This window comes from Photobacterium atrarenae (assembly GCF_024380015.1).
Lineage (GTDB): Bacteria > Pseudomonadota > Gammaproteobacteria > Enterobacterales > Vibrionaceae > Photobacterium > Photobacterium atrarenae.
Map to the genome: position 1 here is coordinate 2,735,455 of NZ_CP101508.1, position 23,920 is coordinate 2,759,374.

At 44.8% G+C, this 23,920-nt stretch carries 22 protein-coding genes, 1 other RNA gene and 1 pseudogene; 11 read left to right on the forward strand and 13 right to left on the reverse strand.

Annotated features, from left to right (window positions below):
• Positions 1–43: 43 nt before the first annotated feature.
• Together recN and bamE are read left to right on the forward strand one after the other, a co-directional pair.
• Complete coding sequence (gene recN, locus NNL38_RS12820) at positions 44–1,711, forward strand: DNA repair protein RecN (protein ID WP_255388419.1); 1,668 nt, start codon at positions 44–46, stop codon at positions 1,709–1,711.
• Between the two features lie 178 nt (positions 1,712–1,889).
• Positions 1,890–2,246 carry an outer membrane protein assembly factor BamE gene (bamE, locus tag NNL38_RS12825; protein WP_255388420.1) on the forward strand — a complete coding sequence of 119 codons (357 nt, stop codon included), beginning with the start codon at positions 1,890–1,892 and terminating at the stop codon, positions 2,244–2,246.
• A gap of 75 nt (positions 2,247–2,321) precedes the next feature.
• On the opposite strand, the gene NNL38_RS12830 is transcribed toward bamE, so the two are convergent.
• Positions 2,322–2,675 carry an RnfH family protein gene (locus NNL38_RS12830; protein WP_255388422.1) on the reverse strand — a complete coding sequence of 118 codons (354 nt, stop codon included), beginning with the start codon at positions 2,673–2,675 and terminating at the stop codon, positions 2,322–2,324.
• Entirely contained in the window at positions 2,665–3,099 is a 435-nt protein-coding gene (locus NNL38_RS12835) for an SRPBCC family protein (protein ID WP_255388423.1), read from the reverse strand. The genes NNL38_RS12830 and NNL38_RS12835 overlap by 11 nt, the downstream gene beginning before the upstream one ends.
• A 195-nt stretch (positions 3,100–3,294) precedes the next feature.
• Here NNL38_RS12835 and smpB point away from each other — a divergent pair, with 195 nt between their 5' ends.
• The 4 genes from smpB to NNL38_RS12855 all read left to right on the forward strand — a co-directional run bounded on the left by smpB (position 3,295) and on the right by NNL38_RS12855 (position 7,343).
• The gene (gene smpB / locus NNL38_RS12840) at positions 3,295–3,777 is read left to right on the forward strand and encodes an SsrA-binding protein SmpB (RefSeq protein WP_255390645.1); all 483 of its coding nucleotides are present in this window, start codon (positions 3,295–3,297) and stop codon (positions 3,775–3,777) included.
• Positions 3,778–3,897: 120 nt separating this feature from the next.
• Positions 3,898–4,265, forward strand: a transfer-messenger RNA (tmRNA) gene (gene ssrA, locus NNL38_RS12845).
• Positions 4,266–4,454: 189 nt separating this feature from the next.
• Positions 4,455–5,678: an integrase domain-containing protein gene (locus NNL38_RS12850; RefSeq protein ID WP_255388424.1), complete on the forward strand. Its 1,224-nt coding sequence runs from the start codon at positions 4,455–4,457 to the stop codon at positions 5,676–5,678.
• A gap of 97 nt (positions 5,679–5,775) precedes the next feature.
• Positions 5,776–7,343, forward strand: a protein-coding gene (locus NNL38_RS12855; protein ID WP_255387610.1) for an IS3 family transposase whose coding sequence is annotated in 2 segments (ribosomal slippage) — positions 5,776–6,229 and positions 6,229–7,343 — 1,569 coding nt in all. Because the reading frame shifts where the segments join, the coding sequence is not laid out codon by codon here.
• A gap of 324 nt (positions 7,344–7,667) precedes the next feature.
• Here NNL38_RS12855 and NNL38_RS12860 read toward each other — a convergent pair.
• Both NNL38_RS12860 and NNL38_RS12865 read right to left on the reverse strand, forming a co-directional pair.
• Positions 7,668–8,357 carry an HNH endonuclease family protein gene (locus tag NNL38_RS12860; protein ID WP_255388425.1) on the reverse strand — a complete coding sequence of 230 codons (690 nt, stop codon included), beginning with the start codon at positions 8,355–8,357 and terminating at the stop codon, positions 7,668–7,670.
• On the reverse strand, positions 8,358–9,440 hold the full coding sequence (locus NNL38_RS12865) for an AAA family ATPase (RefSeq protein ID WP_255388426.1): 1,083 nt from the start codon (positions 9,438–9,440) through the stop codon (positions 8,358–8,360).
• Positions 9,441–9,729: 289 nt separating this feature from the next.
• Here NNL38_RS12865 and NNL38_RS12870 point away from each other — a divergent pair.
• Positions 9,730–11,297 (forward strand): IS3 family transposase gene (locus tag NNL38_RS12870; RefSeq protein WP_255387610.1). Its coding sequence is split into 2 segments (ribosomal slippage): positions 9,730–10,183 and positions 10,183–11,297, totalling 1,569 coding nucleotides; the frame shifts between segments, so codons are not numbered across the junction.
• Between the two features lie 302 nt (positions 11,298–11,599).
• Here NNL38_RS12870 and NNL38_RS12875 read toward each other — a convergent pair.
• Both NNL38_RS12875 and NNL38_RS12880 read right to left on the reverse strand, forming a co-directional pair.
• A complete protein-coding gene (locus NNL38_RS12875; RefSeq protein WP_255388427.1) occupies positions 11,600–12,448 on the reverse strand; it encodes a hypothetical protein in 849 nt (282 codons plus the stop codon).
• Positions 12,445–12,720 (reverse strand): helix-turn-helix transcriptional regulator, encoded by a 276-nt coding sequence (locus NNL38_RS12880; RefSeq protein WP_255388428.1) that lies wholly within the window; start codon positions 12,718–12,720, stop codon positions 12,445–12,447. The genes NNL38_RS12875 and NNL38_RS12880 overlap by 4 nt, the downstream gene beginning before the upstream one ends.
• A 281-nt stretch (positions 12,721–13,001) precedes the next feature.
• On the opposite strand from NNL38_RS12880, the gene NNL38_RS12885 reads away from it, so the two are divergent.
• Positions 13,002–14,231, forward strand: coding sequence for a hypothetical protein (locus NNL38_RS12885; protein ID WP_255388429.1), 1,230 nt, complete (start codon positions 13,002–13,004; stop codon positions 14,229–14,231).
• 53 nt (positions 14,232–14,284) lie between these two features.
• Here the strand turns inward: NNL38_RS12885 and NNL38_RS12890 are convergent, their stop codons facing one another.
• A complete protein-coding gene (locus NNL38_RS12890) occupies positions 14,285–15,205 on the reverse strand; it encodes an IS5 family transposase (RefSeq protein WP_255388430.1) in 921 nt (306 codons plus the stop codon).
• A gap of 575 nt (positions 15,206–15,780) precedes the next feature.
• Positions 15,781–15,924, reverse strand: a pseudogene (locus tag NNL38_RS12895) (integrase core domain-containing protein); the annotation flags it as partial.
• A gap of 128 nt (positions 15,925–16,052) precedes the next feature.
• Between NNL38_RS12895 and NNL38_RS12900 the strand changes: the two are divergent.
• The 3 genes from NNL38_RS12900 to NNL38_RS12910 are packed head-to-tail and all read left to right on the forward strand — an operon-like array spanning position 16,053 to position 19,571.
• Positions 16,053–17,735, forward strand: coding sequence for a hypothetical protein (locus NNL38_RS12900; protein ID WP_255388431.1), 1,683 nt, complete (start codon positions 16,053–16,055; stop codon positions 17,733–17,735).
• A 10-nt stretch (positions 17,736–17,745) separates the two neighbouring features.
• Positions 17,746–18,453: an OmpA/MotB family protein gene (locus NNL38_RS12905; protein ID WP_255388432.1), complete on the forward strand. Its 708-nt coding sequence runs from the start codon at positions 17,746–17,748 to the stop codon at positions 18,451–18,453.
• Positions 18,450–19,571: an HNH endonuclease gene (locus NNL38_RS12910; RefSeq protein WP_255388433.1), complete on the forward strand. Its 1,122-nt coding sequence runs from the start codon at positions 18,450–18,452 to the stop codon at positions 19,569–19,571. Before NNL38_RS12905 ends, NNL38_RS12910 begins: the two co-directional genes overlap by 4 nt.
• A gap of 395 nt (positions 19,572–19,966) precedes the next feature.
• Here the strand turns inward: NNL38_RS12910 and hipB are convergent, their stop codons facing one another.
• The 5 genes from hipB to NNL38_RS12935 all read right to left on the reverse strand — a co-directional run bounded on the left by hipB (position 19,967) and on the right by NNL38_RS12935 (position 23,874).
• Positions 19,967–20,209: a type II toxin-antitoxin system antitoxin HipB gene (gene hipB, locus NNL38_RS12915; protein ID WP_255388434.1), complete on the reverse strand. Its 243-nt coding sequence runs from the start codon at positions 20,207–20,209 to the stop codon at positions 19,967–19,969.
• A 283-nt stretch (positions 20,210–20,492) separates the two neighbouring features.
• Positions 20,493–21,155, reverse strand: a complete 663-nt coding sequence (locus NNL38_RS12920; protein ID WP_255388435.1) for a DNA-methyltransferase — start codon at positions 21,153–21,155, stop codon at positions 20,493–20,495.
• Positions 21,156–21,550: 395 nt separating this feature from the next.
• On the reverse strand, positions 21,551–21,757 hold the full coding sequence (locus NNL38_RS12925; RefSeq protein ID WP_255388436.1) for a hypothetical protein: 207 nt from the start codon (positions 21,755–21,757) through the stop codon (positions 21,551–21,553).
• A gap of 155 nt (positions 21,758–21,912) precedes the next feature.
• Positions 21,913–23,046, reverse strand: coding sequence for an HNH endonuclease (locus NNL38_RS12930; protein ID WP_255388437.1), 1,134 nt, complete (start codon positions 23,044–23,046; stop codon positions 21,913–21,915).
• A 162-nt stretch (positions 23,047–23,208) separates the two neighbouring features.
• Positions 23,209–23,874, reverse strand: coding sequence for an NAD(P)-dependent oxidoreductase (locus NNL38_RS12935; protein WP_255388438.1), 666 nt, complete (start codon positions 23,872–23,874; stop codon positions 23,209–23,211).
• Between the last annotated feature and the right edge of the window lie 46 nt (positions 23,875–23,920).

Consider the following 23,920-nt stretch of genomic DNA (forward strand, 5'->3'; position numbering starts at 1 on the left):
ATACTGTATGAAAAAACAGGTGTTGATTTAAACAGGTGAACACATGCTTGCTCATATGACGATCTCTAACTTTGCTATTGTCAAAACCCTCGAATTTGAACTGAAACCGGGCATGACCACCATCACCGGTGAAACTGGTGCCGGTAAGTCGATTGCGATTGATGCCCTCGGGCTGTGCCTCGGCGATCGGGCAGAAGCAAGCATGGTGCGCCCGAATGAAGACAAAGCCGAAATCTCCGCCACCTTCTCGCTGCAGAACAACCAGGCCGCCCGCCGCTGGCTGGAAGATAACGAGCTGATGGACGGCGAAGACTGCATTCTGCGCCGGGTGATCACCAAAGAAGGCCGCTCGCGCGGCTTTATCAACGGCAGTCCGGTCCCGGCCTCGCAGCAAAAAGCCCTGGGCCAGTTGCTGATCAACATCCACGGCCAGCATGCCCACCAACAGCTGATGCGCGCCGATCACCAGCAGCAGATGCTGGATCAGTACGCCGGTCACCACCTGCTGATGGAGAAAACCCGCCGCGCCTATCAGGCCTGGCGCCAGGCCAATAATGAACTGAAACGCCTGATCCAGAGCCGCGACGAGAACGAAGCCCAGAAACAGCTGATCCAATACCAAGTCAAAGAGCTCAACGACCTGGCGCTCGGCGAAGGGGAATACGCAGAGATTGAAGAAGAGCACAAGCGGCTCTCCAACAGCGGTGAGCTGGCCGTGTCCAGCCAGACCGCGCTCTCGGTGCTCTATGACAACGAAGACGGCAACGCCCTGCAACTGCTGCAAATGGCCAGCCAGCAGGTGATCCAGCTCGGCGAGCTCGACAGCAACCTGAGCAGCATCCCGCAAATGCTGGATGACGCCATTATCCAAGTCCAGGAAGCCAGCCAGGAGCTGCGCAGCTACCTCGATAACATGGAGATGGATCCGCAGCGCCTGATCTATCTGGAAGAGCGGTTGGCGAAAATTATGTCCCTGGCGCGCAAGCATTACGTGATGCCGGATGAGCTGTACCAGAAACACCAGGATCTGCTCAAAGAGCTGGAGAGTCTCGATTGCAGCGATGAACGGCTGGAAGAAATGGGCGAAGATGTCGAACGTCTGCGCCAGAAGTTTCTTGCCAACGCCGAAAAGCTGAGCAAGAGCCGCCAGCGCTATGCCAGGGAGCTCGACAAGAAAATTTCCGACAGTATGCACCAGCTCAGCATGGAGCACGGGATCTTCAAAATCGATATCCAGAGCGATACCGAAGGGATGCTCAGCCCACTCGGGTTCGACACCATCACCTTCCTGGTCTCCACCAACCCGGGCCAGCCGCTGCAGCCGCTGGGCAAAGTGGCCTCCGGTGGTGAGCTGTCGCGGATTTCCCTGGCGATCCAGGTGATCACCGCACAGAAAGTCGAAACCCCGAGCCTGATCTTCGATGAAGTCGATGTCGGGATCAGCGGCCCGACCGCCGCCATCGTCGGCAAGATGCTGCGAACCCTGGGCGAATCGACCCAGGTGATGTGTGTCACCCACCTGCCGCAAGTCGCCGGCTGCGGGCATCAGCAGATGTTTGTTGCCAAGAAATCGAGCAAAGGCCAGACCGAAACCAACATGGTGCCGCTCAACGAAGATGCCCGGGTGGCCGAGCTGGCCCGCCTGCTGGGCGGCAGCGAAATTACCGAGCGCACCCTGGCCAACGCCAAGGAGCTACTCATCGCGGCATAAACAGCGATTTCAACCATAAAGCGACTTTCACGGCATAAAGCAGCGTGTGCAACGAAACTAATTGATAAAACCACAGTCTCAGTTGCGTACGCTGTTAATTTTTCTTCACTGCTTTTTTTACTTCTGCCAAGACCTTGTTTATCATCGCAGCAGTTAAGAGCGAATTTGCCGGGATGCTATGAGTTGGAAAAATATTGCTGCCCTGACCTTGGCAGCAAGCCTGTTGGGAGGCTGCTCAGTTGTTGAACGACTGGTCTACCGTATCGATATCAACCAGGGAAACTACCTGGAGCAACGCGATATCGACACCCTCCGCTATGGAATGAATAAAGAACAAGTCAGCTTTGTGCTGGGCTCACCGATGCTGGTGGAGCCTGAATACCCGAACACCTGGTATTACATCTACTACCACAAGCCCGGGCATGATGAAGCGATTCAAAAGAACCTGATCCTCACCTTCAACGGTCAGAATCAGCTGATCAGCCTCTCCGGCGACTACGATGCCGGGCCGGATTTCATGAATCCAATCAACTGATCCCACAAAAAAGCTCGCGATTGCGAGCTTTTTTATTGCCTGGTGCTTTTATTTCCAGGTTAAAGCGCGTCGGCATTATTCTTTATCCGGCGCAGACGCCTCATCTTTTTTGGTCGCTTTCGCCGCCAGGGCTTCCTGCTTGGCCTGCTCGGCACGCTTGCGGCGGATTTCTTTCGGATCGGCCAGCAGCGGGCGGTAAATCTCCAGCCGATCGCCGTCGCGGATCGTCGCGTCCAGCTTCACATTACGGCTGAACACCCCGACTTTGTTCTTCTTCAGATCGATCTCGGGATACATCTCCAGCACCCCGGAGCGCTCGATAATTTCCTGCACCGGCGTATCCGGCATCACCGCCAGCTTGATCACCCGCTGGACCTGCGGCAGCGCATACACCACCTCAACGTGGATCAGCTTATCTTCAGAAGTCATACACTTCTCTCGCGCGCTGGGTAAAAGCACTGACCATGTTGCCCGTCAGCTCTTTAAACACCTTACCGAACGCCGCTTCAACCAGCCCGTTGGTAAATTCAAAATCCAGCTTCAGCTCCACCTTACAGGCATCTGCATCAAGCTCAATAAAATGCCACCCACCGACCAGTGTCCGGAACGGCCCGTCGACCAGCTGCATGTCTATCTTGCTGCCATGGGTGAGCGAATTTCGGGTGACAAATGTTTTGCGGATCCCCGCCTTCGATACATCGACCGCGGCCATCATATGCTGTTCCGAACTTTCCAGGATTTTGGTCCCGGAGCACCCCGGCAAAAAGGCCGGATATGACTCAACGTCATTGACAAGCTCAAACATCTTCTTTGCGCTGAAAGGAACCAGTGCAGAGCGGCTAATCTGAGGCATAGTTTCTCCTTTACCCATCACAAGTCCCCCACTCACAAGTCGTAAACCTTTCATTCGCAAACCCTATGAGAAGAGGTGTGCCAATGATACCATTAGTTGGCGAACAGCCAAAACTTGTGCGATATCGCCAAGCGCGATGATCGTTTTTCGACCAGGCTCTGTACCTGGGACAGCAACATCAAACACCGAGTATTTATGGCCAAGAAAAAACCGAACAAGCCGGGCAGCAATACCATTGCGAAAAACAAAACCGCCCGCTTTGAATTTGCGATCCAAGACGAATACGAAGCCGGCGTTGAGCTGCAGGGATGGGAAGTGAAAGCCATCCGCTCCGGCAAAGTGAACATTTCCGAAAGCTATGTGTTCCTGCGCAACGGCGAAGCCTTTATCTCCGGCATGCAGATCACGCCGCTGAATGCCGCGTCGACCCACGTGGTGGCCGACCCGACCCGGACCCGCAAGCTGCTGCTGAACCGCCGCGAGCTCGACAAGCTGGCCGGTGCCGTCAACCGCGACGGCGAAACCATTGTTGCACTGACCATGTACTGGAAGGGTTCATGGGTTAAACTCAAAGTAGGCACCGCGAAAGGTAAGAAGCTGCACGACAAGCGCGCCGACAAGAAAGATCGCGACTGGCAACGCGATAAAGCGCGCATCATGAAGCACAGCAACCGCTAACGGTTCAGATTTTTTAAACGCACTTGTCAGCTAAGTGCTGGATTTTTCTCCAAAAGCATTTTTCTGGCAGTGTTTTATGTTGACGGTCATCATAATTCTGTTACCATCAATCGTAACTCTGGGGCTGATTCAGGATTCGACAGGATCACGAAGGCTTGTGGAGCATGCCGAGGTGCGGTTGGCCTCGTAAAAAAGCCGCAAAAAAATAGTCGCAAACGACGAAAACTACGCACTAGCAGCTTAATAACCTGCTCAGAGCCTACCCTCCCTAGCCTCCGCTCGTAGGACGGGGAATCAGGGTAGTCAAACCCAAACGAGATCGCGTGGATGATTTGACCTGGGATCTGAAGCGTTAAACCTGATTCAGGTATGTCTTTGTGTGGCGTGTCTTTCCGCAGCACACTGACGAGAACAAAGATAGACTAAGCATGTAGCGCCATTAGTTAGACTGGTTTTGGACGCGGGTTCAACTCCCGCCAGCTCCACCAAACGTTTGGGAAAGGCCACCTTCGGGTGGCCTTTTTTGTATCTACACCTATTATAATTCAAATAGTTAACTCCAGAGTTTGTCCTATTTTGTCTTATACTGCCCCATAGCTGCCCACGTTTTTAGTACCCAATGATTTACCCTATACTCAAAGTCAATATGATATTGGGTACTAAAATCAGGTAACAATATGGCTAGACGAGTAGCTCCGCTGACAGACAACAAAGTTAAGAACGCTAAACCTACCAACAAAGAACAAGTGATCTCAGATGGGCAAGGGCTTCAGCTCAGAATTTTGCCTAATGGAACAAAATCTTGGCGTTACGTGTTTAAAAACCCATTAACAGGTAAACGCTCAAGCATAACTCTCGGAACATACCCCTCACTAAAAATTGCAAATGCACGACAACAAGCAACTAGTCATCGCGAGCTAGTTTCACAAGGTATCGATCCAAAAGCCTACTTACATGAGGAAAAAATAAAGTACGAAGCACAAAACAAACATACACTCTTCAACGTATCCAAAGAGTGGTTCAACCTCAAAAAACATGATGTAACTGAAGACTACGCTCAAGATATTTGGCGTTCTCTAGAATTACATGTATTTCCAGCAATCGGTAACCAATCTATCACTACTATTACTGCCCAGCTTGTAATCAATACCTTAAAGATTGTCGAAGCAAAAGGATCGCTGGAAACGGTGAAACGGTTAGCACAACGGCTTAATGAAATCATGACATATGCCGCTAATTGTGGACTTATTGAGGTAAACCCCATTAGTGGCGTGAAAGCCGCTTTCAAAAAGCCTCAAAAAGAGCATATGAAAGCACTGGAACCGCATGAACTGCCAGAATTAATGATCACCCTAGCCAACGCTAGCATTAGATGCTCCACACGCTGTCTAATTGAGTTTCAGCTTCATACTATGACAAGGCCAAATGAAGCCGCTGGCGCCCAGTGGTCTGAATTCGATTTATCGAACAAGATTTGGACGATCCCCGCAGAACGCATGAAAAAACGTAAAGAACACCGAATTCCTATCACTTCGGAAGTTCTAGAGCTATTAAAACTAATGAAAAAAATGAGAATCGATAGCGAATATGTTTTTCCATCAACAAAAAACCCAAAAAAGCCGATGCATAGCCAAACGGCTAACATGGCACTGAAGAGAATGGGTTTCGGCGGACGGTTGGTCTCTCATGGACTACGATCAATCGCTAGTTCTACGCTAAACGCTGAAGGACACGATTACTATCTGATTGAAGCAGCGCTTGCCCACCTAGTTGGAAATGAGTCACATCGAGCATATAACCGTACAGATTACCTTGAACGTCGAAGAGAGCTGATGTCTTGGTGGAGCAAGCATATTGTAAAAGCTTCTCAAGCCAAATCATCCTTAGCTGCTGTTGCATAGAAGAATTAGACTTTCTCCGTAACCCCCGGTGTCAGGATAGATGTCCAGATCTTAAATCGCCCAAAAATCCAGCAATGGAGGGCTAACGAAGGATACTATGCCAAGATATTCCGAAGAGAGAAAAGCCGCCATTTTAAAGAAGCTACTGCCACCGCATAACAAGACCATTCCGGAAGTCGCCGCGGAAGAACACATCAGCGAAGCAACGTTGTACAATTGGCGCAGTAAACTCCGTTCCGAAGGTAAACCTGTGCCAGGTAGTGAAAAAAACTCTGAACAATGGTCGGCAGAAGCCAAGTTCGCCACCGTCATCGAAACCGCCAGTCTGTCAGAAACAGAACTTAGTCAATATTGCCGTGAAAAAGGCCTGTATCCCGAGCAAGTTAAAGCATGGAAACTCGCTTGTATCAGTGGCGCAGCTCAAGCTGAACAGTCCAAGAAAACTGAGCAGACTGAACGTAAAGCGGATAAAAAGCGCATCCGCAAACTGGAAACAGAACTGCGCCGCAAAGACAAAGCACTTGCTGAAACGGCTGCGCTGCTGGTGCTGTCAAAAAAGCTCAACGTCTTGTACGGAGTCGAGGGCGAGGACGACTAACCCCTCTCGATGAGCGCCAGACGTTACTGCAGCTATTCGATGAAGCTGTCGCTAATGGCGCGCCTCAGTACAAGACAGCTGAACTTATACAAGTGCCTGAACGAACCTTGCGTCGCTGGCGTACGTCAAACGGTCATGTATTGGCTGATCTTCGCCCTCTGGCTATCCGACCGGAGCCGAAGAATAAATTGTCAAAGCAAGAGCGCCAGCACATTCTGGACGTCTGCAATGACGCTGAATATGCCAGTTTACCACCCAGCCAAATCGTGCCGCGACTGGCTGATAAGGGAGACTATATTGCTAGTGAATCAACCATATATCGTGTACTGAAAGCCAATGATCAATTACACCACCGAGGACGGGCAAAACCACACAAGCCCGCCACGGAGCCAGTCTCTCATGTAGCGACGAAGCCCAATGAGATCTGGACTTGGGATATTAGTTACCTGCCATCGAATGTCCGCGGCCTGTACTGGTATCTCTATATGGTCATTGACATTTACAGTCGCAAGATCGTTGGCTGGGAAGTCCATGACCGTGAATGTGGTGCGCTAGCTTCTCAGTTGATTGAGCGCGCGACATTCAGTGAACGCTGCTTTGTAAAACCGCGTTATCTGCACTCAGACAACGGAGCGCCAATGAAGTCACTGACCTTGCGCGCAAAGTTAGACGAAATGGGCATCAGTACATCGTTTAACCGTCCCGGCGTCAGCAATGACAACGCTTACTCAGAGTCATTGTTCCGTACCACTAAGTACCGCCCGGATTATCCAGCGCATGGTTTCAAGGATCTGGCAGCAACACGTGAATGGATGCTGAACTTTGTAAACTGGTACAACAACGAGCACCGCCACAGTGCGATTAAGTTCGTGACGCCCGCGGAGAGGCACCGCAACCTGGATGCCAAGGTGTTGGCGAAGCGACATACTGTTTATCAGTTGGCAAAAGCCAAACACCCTGAGCGTTGGGCTAAGGATACTCGAGACTGGTCACCGATCGGCGCGGTAACACTAAACCCTGAAAGGGCAGATAACAACCAACAAGGCGGTCAAAAAAGAGCCGCTTAATTAGAGAATCTGGTCAACTACCTTGAAATCTACCGGTAACGATATACTAACTATTAGTTGGTATAATTTTGGATACAAACAGTACTAAGCCCTGTGGCGCATTCACAAAGAATCTATTATTTTAGGTATACTCGCCGATCTGGAAATAAAAATCGACGAGTTGAATATTGAATTAGGACAGAATTTATTTCGGGGTTTCTGCTCTATACAAGTATAACCAACCGATGGTGATACTATTTTCAGTGCATCTAACTGGCCTTGGAAAAACTTCCCTATCCATAGACCCCTAGCGCAGATTAGTGGAAAGTCTATGGGTCATTCCACTTATGAATCGAACCAGTTTTTTCCTTTTTCCTCTTCTAGCTTCTGCAAAATACTTAATGCTAAGTCGATCTTTCCTTTTTTAACTGCTTTTGTAGCAACGAGAGTCAGACGCATTTCGTATTTTTTTTTGTTCTCGGAATATGCTTCAAGAGTTTGTATGTCATCTAACATACAATCAGTTATTAAGTTTCTAGCACCTATAGAATTTGGTGCACCATGAGGAATACTATAAACCCATCCCTTATCAATTTTAATATTTAAATGATAGTTATCAAAATACGGGTGAATCCATTTAAAACCTCCTATTCCATCTTTGATATTCTCAGTCTGTAATAATGTATCACCACCAAGATCTTTAGTACTTTTTATAAAGTTACAAGTCCTGCAAGATAAAACCAAATTAATTGGTGAAAATGTCCATTTTTTATATTTCTGCTTAGATTTATCAAGATAGTGCTCTATATCTTCAAATGCATTTCTTCTTTCATTCTTAATAATCCTTCTACAATAAATACACCTGTTATCCTGGGCTTTTCTTAGAGAAAATCTTATATCTTTCTTTAACTCTTTTAACTTAGCATCTGTCCATTTTAATTTTTTACTGTGGTATTTTTTAATTATTTTTTTATGCTTGTTTTTTTTGAACACCCTACGGAGTGGGTTGCCTAAAGTCTCAGGTCCTAAATGCATTTAATTAGCCTCATGATTCATAATTGTCTCGTACGCGTCAAATAAAGGATCATCTTTATTCAGATTAACATTCATGGAGATTAATCTTTCTCTTTCTTCAATGAAACTTCCGGAGTCTGTAAGCAATGACTTTAAACACAGCTGTATCGCTTCTGTAAACTCACTAGACCTCGCAGAAATTAAGTTGAAATGCTCTTTTAATATCGAGTCAGAATTATTTCCACTCAATGACTGATCTTCCCAATCACCATACTCTTCACTGAGATTTATTATCTTATTTCCATTATTAGGTATTGATGAAACAACTAAAGGTGAATGTGTTGCAATTATAAAACTTGAGGTATCTCGATATTGTTCAAATATCAAGCAGGCAATTTTTGTAATCTTCTCCTGCCAACTAGGATGCATAGAATTTTCTGGTTCATCAAATAGAATGAGTGAATGTTCATCTATAGAAAAGCATAGAGATAAAATTGTTAATAGAAAAACGCGTTCTCCAGAGCTAAGATCTGATATCTGAAAATCACCGCCATCTTTATAAAAATATATCTTGCTTAAATGTATGATCTCTTCATTTAATGGCTTTTTTATCGAAAAAAGTTCCTGTATACTTGAATGAAAGTTATTTATATCTAACTCTCTTACACCTGTGTCAAATTCAATATTTTTTTCTTTATTGTTTCTAGCCCATCTAAAGTCTAATTTTATTTTTGGTTCAAATCCAATTTCCTTCATTAGATTAGCTGCAATTTCTGCTTTGCTATTTCCATGTGGGTTATTTAGGAGTAAGCTTATAAAAACCCGAAAAGGAGCTATTTCAGAAAACATGTTATTTTTTGGTTTGTAACCAAAGTAATAATATCCATCCTTAATATTTTTAGTCAGGTCTTTATCTGGTTTTGGATATTTTTCGAATACAGTTCCTGACAAGCATATAAGCCTATTGTATTTTGAACTTCCATTTTTTATTCTAGCTTTCTCTTTACTTGATATATTAGATAGAATTCTTGTTTTACCTGTTCCATTATTTCCGGTTAGGATTTGTAAACTTCCAGGCATTACTTCTAAATTTATATTTTCCACGTAATTTCTTCTTTAGTTTAATCTCTAACTTATCCTTATATTTTCGCAGAAAACTAATCATTTATCAAAGCTGTGACATAAGGAAATAGACCTTTCAACGTTGTGAATTAGAGAAGTTGATCAAAAATCTTGAAATAACTCTCCGATCCTAGAAAGATTCTAACAACTGTAATAATCTATGAAATGCTAATTTAGAAAACTCACTGTCTCATTTCCCCCGGTGTCAGGATAGATGTCCAGATCTTAAATCGCCCAAAAATCCAGCAATGGAGGGCTAACGAAGGATACTATGCCAAGATATTCCGAAGAGAGAAAAGCCGCCATTTTAAAGAAGCTACTGCCACCGCATAACAAGACCATTCCGGAAGTCGCCGCGGAAGAACACATCAGCGAAGCAACGTTGTACAATTGGCGCAGTAAACTCCGTTCCGAAGGTAAACCTGTGCCAGGTAGTGAAAAAAACTCTGAACAATGGTCGGCAGAAGCCAAGTTCGCCACCGTCATCGAAACCGCCAGTCTGTCAGAAACAGAACTTAGTCAATATTGCCGTGAAAAAGGCCTGTATCCCGAGCAAGTTAAAGCATGGAAACTCGCTTGTATCAGTGGCGCAGCTCAAGCTGAACAGTCCAAGAAAACTGAGCAGACTGAACGTAAAGCGGATAAAAAGCGCATCCGCAAACTGGAAACAGAACTGCGCCGCAAAGACAAAGCACTTGCTGAAACGGCTGCGCTGCTGGTGCTGTCAAAAAAGCTCAACGTCTTGTACGGAGTCGAGGGCGAGGACGACTAACCCCTCTCGATGAGCGCCAGACGTTACTGCAGCTATTCGATGAAGCTGTCGCTAATGGCGCGCCTCAGTACAAGACAGCTGAACTTATACAAGTGCCTGAACGAACCTTGCGTCGCTGGCGTACGTCAAACGGTCATGTATTGGCTGATCTTCGCCCTCTGGCTATCCGACCGGAGCCGAAGAATAAATTGTCAAAGCAAGAGCGCCAGCACATTCTGGACGTCTGCAATGACGCTGAATATGCCAGTTTACCACCCAGCCAAATCGTGCCGCGACTGGCTGATAAGGGAGACTATATTGCTAGTGAATCAACCATATATCGTGTACTGAAAGCCAATGATCAATTACACCACCGAGGACGGGCAAAACCACACAAGCCCGCCACGGAGCCAGTCTCTCATGTAGCGACGAAGCCCAATGAGATCTGGACTTGGGATATTAGTTACCTGCCATCGAATGTCCGCGGCCTGTACTGGTATCTCTATATGGTCATTGACATTTACAGTCGCAAGATCGTTGGCTGGGAAGTCCATGACCGTGAATGTGGTGCGCTAGCTTCTCAGTTGATTGAGCGCGCGACATTCAGTGAACGCTGCTTTGTAAAACCGCGTTATCTGCACTCAGACAACGGAGCGCCAATGAAGTCACTGACCTTGCGCGCAAAGTTAGACGAAATGGGCATCAGTACATCGTTTAACCGTCCCGGCGTCAGCAATGACAACGCTTACTCAGAGTCATTGTTCCGTACCACTAAGTACCGCCCGGATTATCCAGCGCATGGTTTCAAGGATCTGGCAGCAACACGTGAATGGATGCTGAACTTTGTAAACTGGTACAACAACGAGCACCGCCACAGTGCGATTAAGTTCGTGACGCCCGCGGAGAGGCACCGCAACCTGGATGCCAAGGTGTTGGCGAAGCGACATACTGTTTATCAGTTGGCAAAAGCCAAACACCCTGAGCGTTGGGCTAAGGATACTCGAGACTGGTCACCGATCGGCGCGGTAACACTAAACCCTGAAAGGGCAGATAACAACCAACAAGGCGGTCAAAAAAGAGCCGCTTAATTAGAGAATCTGGTCAACTACCTTGAAATCTACCGTTTCTGTCCAGTAGTAAGTACGATACCTGCGGTGGAAGAGTGTAAGATCTAGTCGTAACTTACCTAACGGATGTATAAGAGCGATTATGCTCTACTACACATAAGCTTGTAGTGGCAATGCTGGCACACCAGCCAGCAAAGCACCACAAAAATATCAAAACTTACTAAAGTCTCCATAATGACTAGTGTTGTAAGGGATAATCAACAAAAAAGCCTGTTTTACCACTCTACCCCCTTCATCTGTTAATATTTGAGATATAAATATAATCATAATTCGGACTGCTTTATCCACGGCCTGACATTATATTCAAATAATAAACTCCTTCTATTCTGTTGATCAAGCCAACACAACGATTCACAAAACAACAGGTTATTCAAGCGAAACTTACAAGTCCTTCTATCTCCCTTTCGACCTTTGTAGTAACGCACCTCTTGACATGAAAACTTATAGATGTAGCTTAATAAGCCAGAAAGAGATTTAATCCTCTTCACCATAAATGGCTTAGCCAGTACTCCAGGTGCAATATGATTGGGATGGAGTTTAGTAACTTTATCTCTGAGATTATTAATAGGTATTTTGTTTTCTTCTGACAACTGAGCAATTAAATGGTAATGAGGAAGCCAAACTTGAGGAGAACGATGAAAGTCCAACTCAATAGTTCCTAATACAGGGCCTTTTACTCCACTTCTCTTAAGCAGGTTACGAAATCTATCCTTATCTGATTGAATGTCATAATTTACAAAATCGTACGCTTGAACACTACAAGAGTATTGAACTATTGTAATAAAGCAATAGTTCATGTGTATCCCTTGATTTTTTTCTGATTGAATTATCTCTACAATAGAATTTACCTTACTAATTTGATATAGACGGTTACACCTTTTACACGCATAACTTCTACACTTGATCTCATCTGCATTACACAGCTCTAATTTATCCGCGAGGTTATGAAGATCAGCATTACAATACCGACGATGAGGGTTCATATAGGTATCATCGGCAAGCCTTCTTAGCGCATCGACACGATACTCATTTTCCTCAAGAGCTTTATATTCGCTGATAAACCATTCACAATCTTCAAGACGAATCTCTTGAAGAGATTGATCGCTAATCATCTTTTAAACACCTCATTCAGTTGCTTTGTGAGTTCTACTTCTTGGAAAACCACGCCAACTCTTGGCCTAGTATCAATCCACTCCTTGACTTCATCTCCCCGCCAAGCCTTTCTGAGGTTTGGCTTCACTCCTTTCTTCTGATCTTGCTCAGGTGACAGCTGAATCGGTAAGGGGAATGCCCCAGCCTTTACCCACCGATCAATTGTTGAACGCGACACTCCGATAAGCTCTAACAACTCAGATAAATGAATGAGCCGATCTTCGATTTTCATGACTGTTCTCCGCTTTGATTGAAGTCATAAGCAGATTTACAGTTTTAATTTCACCAAGCGTCAGCCATCAATATTTGTGACCATCACAAAAAAAACAACACTCAAAAAAAACATTAATGCATTGATTTAAAAGGAAAAATCAAAAACACACTCATGAATTTTGTGAGCATCACAAAACATGCGTTCAATGGTAAAGTTTCTTGTGACGTTCACAGAAAAAGTGCTACTGTGTCTGATGAAACTCATTGATTTGTATAGTTAATGTAAAGGGTGTGGCAAAAATGAACTTTATTGATAAAGGATTATCTAGTACTAAAAATCCTACACCGTCAGAAGTGACCGAGAAACACAACCTAGAACAACAGATAGAAAGTCACATTAGAAAGGAAAATACGAAAAGAAAAAAAAAGAGTGTTGACAAAAGAAAAGGTGCTGGACTTATATCTAAAAGTATCTACTTGCACAAAGACACAAACAATCGGCTCGAACAATTGGCTATATCGCTTGGATATGAACTAGGGTCAAAAAAATTATCTAGTGAACAGTTATCGATGCTCATTGATTTTTTATTAGATGCACACGAAAAACCAAAAAGTTCAGTTGTTCCATTAACATTTCATGGGCAGTATCTTTATAGAGTTTATAAAATATTGAAATATCGTAGTGTAACAATGAAAGATACTATTGATGAGATAGCAACATTCATGACTGATAATAAATATCCTGTCCCAGATTGTTTCAAAATACAGGAACACCAAAATAAACCCAACTACCTGTGGAAAAGTGAACTTATCATGTCCTTGTTGGAAAGAAGATTTGTTGAAAATACGATAGAAAAAATTAATAGTGCTTACTTAATAAACCTTAAAATTTCTACTAAATCGACACTACCAAATTCTAATAAATCAGAAATTAATTCCAGGATTAACCATGAAATCGATAGTGCTTCATCTGACTTACTAGGTCAAACATGCTTCGAGTTAGAAGAACTAGAAAATCCATTGGATCAACCATTCCTAGAATCTGATGAGCTAGAAGACCCATTGGATCAACCATTCCTAGAATCCGAGGAGCTAGAAGACCCATTGGATCAACCATTCCTAGAATCCGAGGAGCTAGAAGACCCATTGGATCAACCATTCCTAGAATCCGAGGAGCTAGAAGACCCATTGGATCAACCATTCCTAGAATCCGAAGAGCTAGAAGACCCATTGGATCAACCATTCCTAGAATCCGAGGAGCTAGAAAGTGATCAGGATCAAATATTTGATATTAATACACTACGAAATAATCGAACTAAAAATACTTTGCTGACTATTAAAGTTACAAGAGAGTTTGAACATTTTTTAGTATCAAAATTTGGTAGGGTGTTAGACGATAACGAGATTTTCGAACATTTTAGCATTGAAAAGAAGTCTATTATAGAAAGAATGAAGCTTGAGAGTACAAGTTCACATGAAAATACTTTTCAAGAAAGCGATCATGAAGATATCGACTTTGATAATGTCTAGGCTTTGTTGATCAAATCAGGAAAACAACAGATCTACCCAATTTAAGCGATGTTTTAGCTAACTTTACGAGTTACGGGCATGCCGAGCCCTGTTAACTTGTTCAACGCACGAACGGCAGCAAGCGCTTCTCCGACCTGAGCGTTGTAATCACGCAGGCTTAAAGCTGAACCAAGCAGTCGCTTATATCTCGACATCGCCGTTTCCGAGATTGAGCGACTGTGGTAACCACTGGTCTTTTTCCAGTGTTCATTGCTACCGTGAATACGCTGGTTTGCAACCGCAACATTTCTGGGGTGACCGTGCTCCCAGTATGCTGCTCCAGTTCTGGGAGGGATAAGGGGCTGTGCTTTCTTCCGTTGAATCGCTTGATAGCACAGCCTGGTATCATAAGCGCCGTCACCTGATATTGATTTGATCTTACGATAAGTTTGGTTAAGTAATGTTGGCATGACTTCACCATCGGTGACGGTTGATAACGAGAGTTCTGCGCAGATAATTTGGTGGGTATCAGCATCAACAGCAAGATGGAGCTTTCGCCAGACACGACGTTGTTCTTTGCCATGCTTTTTCATTTTCCACTCACCTTCGCCGAATACTTTCAGGCCAGTTGCGTCAATAGCTAGATGACGAATTTCACCCCGAGCAGGCATTTTGATGGGGATATCGACCGTTTTCGCTCGCTTGCTGATGCTGCTGTAGTTCGGGCATGTTAGTGGTACTTTCATCAGAGAAAACACCGAGTTCATGAAACCTTGAACAGCACGAAGTGACAGGTTGAATAGTCGCTTCACCATGAGAGCAGTCATGATCGCAGTGTCTGAATATTGATAGCCGCGTCCACGGTTACCGTGATGTTCAGAGCATAACCAGCCGTTTATCGCTTCTTCGTCGATCCAGAATGTCAGCGAGCCGCGGTTAATCAGTGATTGGTTGTACTCTTTCCAGTTATCTGTTCGGTAAGTGCTTTTTCCCATGAGGGTGGCCTGTCAGTAAACGTCACAAGATCAGATCACTGACTGCAAGAAAAGTTCACGCCGATTTAGTCAACAAAGCCTAATGTCTAAAACAATTTCTCTGGATTTATAGGAAAAGTGTTCTTAGCTCTAGGATAGTGTTAGGTTTCAATTCTGAATAGGATATCTTGGCACCGCGACTCTGCAAGTCGGTCTGTGCACAGAACCATATGAAATAGTACACCTAAATGTTAAATAGATCTCATTTTGAACATTTCCCATAGATTTTCTTTAGTACCCAATTATTTACCCAAAAATGTTGTGAGTGCCAATTTTTACATTAAAGATCAGTAGTATAAAAACAGGTTTCAGATGACGCCAGCCCACCAAACATACGTATGTTGACGTCTGCGGACGTCCATAAAAGCCCGCTAGGCCATTGGTTTAGCGGGCTTTTTGTATATTTAGCGTCAAACAGCATCCAACAATATCTAGCCACTTCCAGCCTCTTTGGTAACATGCTACGTAACATGTCCGCTTTTGTAACACGGGCCGTGTTACAACACTGGTGAAGCTAAGGTGTAAACCTCCCCTAATTAGTTACATGCATAATTAGAGTTCCCAGCCTGAGAATGTAGTGCCAGGTACTCCCAAGGCGTCAAATCATTCAGTGAGTCATGAGGCCACTCTTCGTTGTATTCACGTACCCAGTTTTCTGTTAATTCTCGAACTTCGGTTAGCGCTGTAGCTCAAGCTATTCAGCCATAAACGTTAACAGCTAAATTAATCACATGTAGAATTGCCGTTACAAGGATGTTGAGACTCGCCATCAACTTACTCACTACTTTTAAATCAATACGGATATGCAATGATCTCATCACTAGTCGAATCAACGCTAAAAAACGCCAATGCCAGCCATATTACCGAGCTGTTTCTGTACATCATTCTTACTTGCTTTGTCTTGTCTCTGTATTGGAAAAAGCAGGACAAGCACGGGGCGTTTACGGCTTACACTCCTACTTTATTAACCTCGTTAGGAATTTTAGGTACGTTTACCGGGATCATCACTGGATTATTGGACTTCGACACTAACTTAATTGATGAAAGTATAGGCCCATTGCTAGGCGGGCTAAAAACAGCTTTTACTACCAGCCTCGCGGGCATGCTGTTTTCTATTCTCTACAAGTCTATTCTTGCCACCGGTGTGTTAAGTTCGACGGATAGCAATGAAGTCAATGATGAAGACATTGATATCAGAGATTTGTATGCTGTTATGAAACAGCAAGTAACAGGCATTGAAGAACTAAAAACGTCGATTAGTGGCAATGATGAAGGCAGTCTCCTTGGTCAATTCAAACTACTTCGTGCCGATACCAACGAAAATCACAAGACCAACAACAAGCACGTTGCTGAGATGGCAGCACATATTGAACTGCTACTACATGTGGCGCAGACACAAATAACTGAATTCAAAGATTTCGAAGAGCGGCTATGGATTAAATTGCAAGACTTCGCCGATATGCTATCTAAATCAGCTACCGAACAAGTTATTGAGGCCCTCAAGCAGGTAATTCAGGATTTTAATAACAACTTGATTGAGCAGTTTGGTGACAACTTCAAGGCACTAAATGAAGCTGTTCATGAGCTAGTTACTTGGCAAGGAAACTATAAAGAACAGCTACAAGATATGAAGCGTCAGTATGAACTCGGTGTACAAGCAATTACCCAGACAGGCGATTCTGTCGCGAGCATAAGCAATGAAGCACGAGTCATACCTGAAGCAATGTCTAACTTGAAAGTCATAATGGAAGTAAACCAGCATCAGATTGCCGAGCTTGACCGTCATCTCGATGCCTTCCAAGCCGTTCGTGACAAAGCAGTTGAGGCTGTGCCAGAAATTAAAGATCAGATCGAATTAGCGATTGCTGGCGCTAAGCAAGCTAATGATATGTTAGCTTCAGGTATCGTGGAAAGCAGTGACCATATCAAAACAGTCTTTACAGAAAGTGCCGACAACTACCGTTCAACTGTCGACCAAACACGGGCAGCACTCACTGAGTCAGCTCAAGCCACTGCAAACTCCAGTGAAGAAATTAAACAACAATTCTCTGATGCACTTGAAGACATTAACACCCATATGCGCGAACTAGTAATTGAATTGCAGCATGGCAGCAAATCACTAAATAACAACTTCAAAGAAGCTAGCACGGAACTCATTTCAGAAACTAATGAGGTAACATCGGCCTTTACTCGGAGCGTAGACGATATGAAACGCTCACTTGCTGCGACTATTGAAGAACAAGCGAGTGAACATCGCAAGCAGGCTGATCGAGTATTCTCAGGCTTGGAACGTAGTATTGAAGAGGCCTTATCCCAAACTGGCGAGTCCGTTCAAAAGCAAGTCAATATGATTGACCAAACCATGGGCGAAGAAATTCAAAAGGTAATGCAATCGATGGGGAGCGCCCTTGCTTCAATTAGCGGCAAGTTCACGGAGGATTACAGCCGCTTAGTGAACCGTATGTCTGATGTTGTAAAGCAACAGGTGTAGGACATAAGCAATGAGTGCAATTTTCACCCAAAAGCAAAGTGAGCAGGAAGAATCCCACTGGTTGTCTGTATCCGACCTAATGGCCGGATTGATGATGGTATTTTTGTTCATCGCCATTGCATTGATGAGAAACGCCTTCTTGGAGCGAGATAAAATCAAAAATATTGCAGTCGCCTACCAAGAGAATCAAGTCGCAATTTATGATGCTCTACAGGCTGAGTTTAAAAAAGATTTAGCTCGCTGGAACGCTGATATTGATGAAGAAACCCTAACATTCACTTTTAAGTCACCAGAAGTGTTATTTAAAGAGGGTAGAGCCAATATCAATGACGAGTACAAAGAACTTCTCCAAGATTTCTTTCCTCGATACATGGAAGTGTTGAACCCCTTTATAGACTCGATCAATGAGGTACGTATTGAGGGCCATACCAGCAGCGAATGGGATAGAAACACTCCACCTGATGAAGCATATTTTAAGAATATGGAATTGTCACAGAGACGCACCCGAACTGTTCTTGATTATGTTTATCGCTTAGATAACAGCTCACTCGATAGAACTTGGATAAAAAAACACTTCGCAGCTGTTGGGCTGTCCTCATCACGGATAATCACCCGCCCCGACGGCAGCGAAGATAAAGGAAAATCACGCCGCGTCAGCTTCCGAGTGATTACAAACTCTGATATTCAAATTAAGCAGATTCTGGAAAGCACCGAATGAAGATAGACGTCAATCTAAGCCAGCTTTGGGCTTGCGTAGAGAAGATGGGGGCTCAAGCTGTATCGTTTGATGTGGGAGAAGTGTGGAATGAAAGCGATCTTGAATTCGACGCTCAACTAAGCAGCTCCGGCATTGATATCAACTTAGATGAGCTTGAGTCGGAACAGGGGCTGCTCAGTGCCCGTGGCCGCCAAGTTATTTTGTTCATTCCAGATCAAGGCTTCTGCCTTGATGAGGTGACTGAAGACCCATCTAAAGGCAGAAAATTTCATGTTACTGATTGCCAAACACTGAACAACATGCGACGAAAGAACCGCTTCGAGAGATATAAAGTCACCAATAATTTATCTGGACAGTTTCCTGTATTCGGCACTAGTAAGTTTGGAGAGCTCAAAGAGACTGAACTCCCGTTGAATGTTTGTCGTAACTGCCTAAAAAAACTCAACTATAAAGGGGTAAACAACATATCTAGAAGTGAAGTCAATTCGCTTGTGGATAGCTTCAATATTGAAGAGTTTTTTTCGACGTATAGTTCCTTATTCTCTCGCTTACCCAGTCAGCATGTAAACGAAGCAAACAAAGGCTACTCAGCAGACTTTAAAAAGATATCAGACAGGATACGTGCCAAGGCTAGCTACATATGTCAGCACTGCAAAGTGGACCTGTCATCAGATAAGCGCCTGTTACATACTCATCATATCAATGGAGATAAAGCAAATAACGCTGATAATAACCTTGTGGCGCTGTGTGCTGACTGCCACCGCAAAGAACCATTTCATGGACATATGTGCATTAAACACTCGGATACCCTGCGCATTAATCACCTAAGAAACGAACAAGGCGTATACAGTAATTGTGACTGGCCAAGTGTGAAGTGTAAAGCTGACCCTGCACTGCATGGTGTTTTGGACTATGCTGAAAAGAAAGGCTATACAGCACCTGAAGTTGCATATTCGTTGAGAACTGACGACAAAGCTGACCACATAGTTCTTGAGCTTGCTTGGCCTCATCGTAAATTTGGCGTTATGTTGAACAATCCATCATTCATCAAGGGCTGGCGCATAATTGATTTGACGGAAGCAATGGAGTTTTTCAGCAGACCGCATAAGAGCAGATGAATTCTACAGGGGTATAAGGGCCATATTGCAGAAAACAATGTTCAACAAGAAAGGGCTGGGTATTAAGCCGAGTGTCTCTTGGGGGATGCACGCGTAGAAATTGACTTAACCGTGCAACGAATGCGTGACCCTGCTTATTTGGCGAGTAACACACGTTAAATGGATAATTATAATAAATTTCGACGATAACAATGATGAATGGGTACACCACAAGGTCATCAGAAAAAATCAAATCGAAATTAACTCAATTAAAACAGGCGCATAAAGTATAGATTCAACTTACGCCAGCCCACCAAACGTTTGGAAAGGCGATAACCTTCGGGTTATCGCCTTTTTGTTTTTTATGTGTTCAGCACTAAGCGCCTAACCAGTCTCGGTATACGTAAATAGCTCCATCACCATACCTCATCATCTTGAGCTTCCACTGCGACCTTGCGCTCATGGACTTCCAAGTTCAGTTCAAGTGCCTGAATGATCTTAAAAAAGGTTTGTAACCGAGTCGTTTCTGGATTCGTTTCAAAGCTCGATAGCGTAGACTGTTTGATACCTACGCGTTTTGCCACTTGTGCCTGAGTTAAGTGTTTTCTCGTTCTCAATAGCTTGAGATAATTTGCTAATTGACGTGGGTTATAAATCATACATCAATACCTCATCACTCTATGCCCTCCCAACTTATCCCCCATTAGGGATATCTAAGGATATATCCCCTTTCGGGGATTAACAAGATTATATCCCCTAGTAGGGATAAGATGTTCAGTATCGCTGTTTGGGAATACGGGCCCTATCGACTTCATTCGTTATCAATGATTCTCCCCATACGTTCGAAGTTGCATTAGCTTCTTCTAACTTCAATAGAGTGCGCAAATGTTCCCCAGCCTAGCAATACGTAGAGTGGTTGTGACTATACAATATTCAGGCGCTTTACAGAGAAGAGAGTTTACGCTGCTGAAAATATTCGTGAGCTACAGGAGAAATATCATTCCCTTTAAACTTTCTATTTAAATTGTTAGCCGCAATCATAGTTGACCCAGAGCCAAAAAATGGATCAATAACTAATTCTCCTTCCGAGCTACTTTGTTTAATAAGCATCTCAAGCAATGGTACTGGTTTCTCGGTCGGATAACCTCGATAAACGCGCTTATAAGTAAGGATATCGGGGATACTCAAGTCATTGAGCTTTCTTTTTCCTTTTTCAAAAAAGAGAATGTACTCATGCCTAGCTCGATAGTGATATCCCATTCCAATACAGACTTTGTCCCAGATAATTGGCTTCCAGAACCTAAACCCTGCTTTTTCCGCTAGCGGTTTAATAACAAACATTGTTTCTTGGTCACAGAAAAGATAAAAATGAGCGTTCTGCTTCAATACTCGGTATATTTCGAGTAACAACTCCTCAAATCTTGCATTTGGGAAAATATCAAACCACTGATTACTTGAAGATTTACTCATTTTCAATCGGGTAGTTGACCCGATTTTTCGATGTTTTTCTAAAGATTCGTAAGGGGGGTCAGTGATAAGCAAATCAACGCTCGCAGTATCGAGCGTTGACAACCAACCCACTGCATCCTCTTTATATATACTCATTAGAACCCTAAACTAAGCTACTACATGTTTTTCCATGCATATAGGATTGAGATTGCTCCCCTTTATCTAATCTTCGGCACTCGATACAGTAGCTTTGATAACCTTCTGGATTACGTGCAGTTATCCTTGCGGGAGTCTTTCCAAAAGAAGCTGGATATGGATGGTATACATGCTCTCCACCATTTGCATCTGAACAGTGAGGGCATGACTTATACTTTCTTCCTGTTTGAGGGTCTCTTTTATGGATCATCCCAATATTCAGACGTGTACTGCAACAGCTACAATTCATAAAAACCTCCTTTGTAAGCGTTAGCCTCCTATGATATTGATAACTTATAGATCAAACAGTGACATAAGCAACAGTGGGCACATGTCATTTTAAAATATCTCGTAAATTAGTCCCTACAAATCAACATACGCTTAGTGTCTTCTATAGCAATAAGACCCCAACCAAGCCTCTGATTTAAAACAATTAAACTAGTTTCAGGAAGAATACTTAAGGCTTCTTCCACCGCTGAATTTAAGTTTTCAAAATCCAATGTAATGGCTTTTATATCCATCCTTTCTTTACCCATAACATCGTACCAGTGCCCTTTATACATAAGTTCTCCTCCCTAACGCCCAATGCATAGCAAATGATAAAAAATTATATGCGCCATATGGAGTATCATCAAATTAATGCACAACTATCAGATAATGTAACCCGCTTCTATCCACTTATACTCAGAGCTTTCAGTCAACGTAATAATTCCCAAACTCACAGCCCCCGAAACACTTCCATCCGATGATGCGACAGAAACTGCTTGTGCTCACGGTGCAGGTTCACGGCCATGTCCTCACGGATCCCCAAGCCTTCCGGATCTTCCAACTGACGGGCAATCATCACTTTTCCGTTGTCTTGAAAAGAGATGAATCCCAAGTCGAAGGCTTTGTCGAGATTGGCAAGCAGCAGCAGGCCGTTGTATGGATTCAGACGCTCGTGATTGTTGGCATCTCGCCAAGGTTTGATGTGTGAGGCCACCAGCATCTGCGTTTCGGCATAGTCCGTGACGGCACAATGACCGTGCCAGTAGTTGACTAACTGCTCTCGGAAACGGCCCTGGCCTAAGCGGGTACTGACCAGAGTCGACTTCTCGGTTGCAGAAAGGGCTTTGTCCTCGAGGATGTCTTCGACATCTTGCTTTAAATCGACCTGAGCAATATCAGCTAGAAACCGCGAATAGGCATTGAGTGCTGCGTTGTACATGCCATTCCCGGTGTTATTGCGAATTTTAAACTCATCCAACTGCTTGGTTCGCTCAGCAAGGGCGTAGAATTGTTGATACGAACGGATCTGCGTCAGAGGCTGCGGTTCAGAGAGCCCTTGTTCAGCCATCCATTTCGGGAGCGAGGTTTGCAGTGCCTGCAAATAATTCTTTGCCGTTTTCTCTGACTTCCCCAACCCGATGAGCCAGTTTGCGAACAAGTCCGACAGATTGCTCAAGTTGTTGGTCAGTGCATCTTTTAAATCTGTCGCTGCAAATGGGCTGCGCATGTAATCAAACAGTTCATCATCAAGCTGTACGTGTGAAATCGTCTTCGTCGAGTAGCGCTTGACCGACTTCGGGTCGACACCCGCGTGACACACCAAGTGCCAAAATCCCTCGCTTTGTAAGTGATAAAACGGATTTTCCGGCGTATCGCGATCATTGGCTTGGCGCATCTGGGCAAAGCACTCGCTGAACTTGGCTTTCAACGGCTCATCAAACTCAATCCGGTTTTGCGTGATCCTGCCCTCTTCTATCAGCTTCATCACCGCCAGCAGCATACAAACCTTATGCGGGCTATTGCGGCCATTGATGTTGTTGGTGTTCAGGTGTTGAAACTTATCGATATAGTATTGATGAGACATAGGCCAGGCTGCGGGTTAAAGCGCGGTGAGATGCACCACTGGTTACAAACAAGGTGCATAATAAACCCATCTCTCAGTTAGATCGATATCCGATTCTTTTAAAAGGCTTTTTCTCTTTCAAACTGTGAACACCGGACGCTTTTGTGCCCTCTGCGACGACTGTTATACCACTTCCCCGGCCCCCACTATCGCCGGGGCTTGGTGGATCAGCGCCGGGTTGTCGATGGCTGCGACCATGAACAGGGCAAAGTCGGTGCGGCGGGTCAGGTTGCTGGCTAAAGCCGGATCGCCGACATGCTCGCGCCAGATAGGCAGGCCCTGGCTGGGGCCTTCTTCCAGGTCACTGCCGCGCACCACGGTCCAACGGCGCTCGCTGCTGAAAATGGTATCGCAAGCACGGACCTGATCGGCCAGATCGGCAATACGAAACAGCCGCGCCACAAAACCGAAAATAGCAACGAAGGTTTTCAGCTGCCAGGTGTAGTGGTCCTTGCCGTCTTTGCTGATATGCCAGCCGCAGGAGAAAATCAGCCGGGCCTGCGGGGCGGCAAAGTCCAGCACTGCCTGAGCGGTCCGGGTGGCGTATTGCGACACGCCCCAGGGCACCAGTACGGTCAGCACCGCATCGCAGCCTTGCACAGCGCGTTGGATCACCGCCCTGTCATCGGTATCGCCCGGATAGATACTGATTTGGCCCTTGAATCTCGCCAGCTTGCCGACGCTTTTCGCCCGGCACACCGCATGAATTTGATACCCTTTTGCCAGTGCATGCGCAATCATGTACTGGCCCAGCTTGCCCGATGCGCCAACAATACAAATCCGACTCATGTGTTCTTCCTCTTGGGTGAATGTCTTTACCTGCCCATCCTACCCA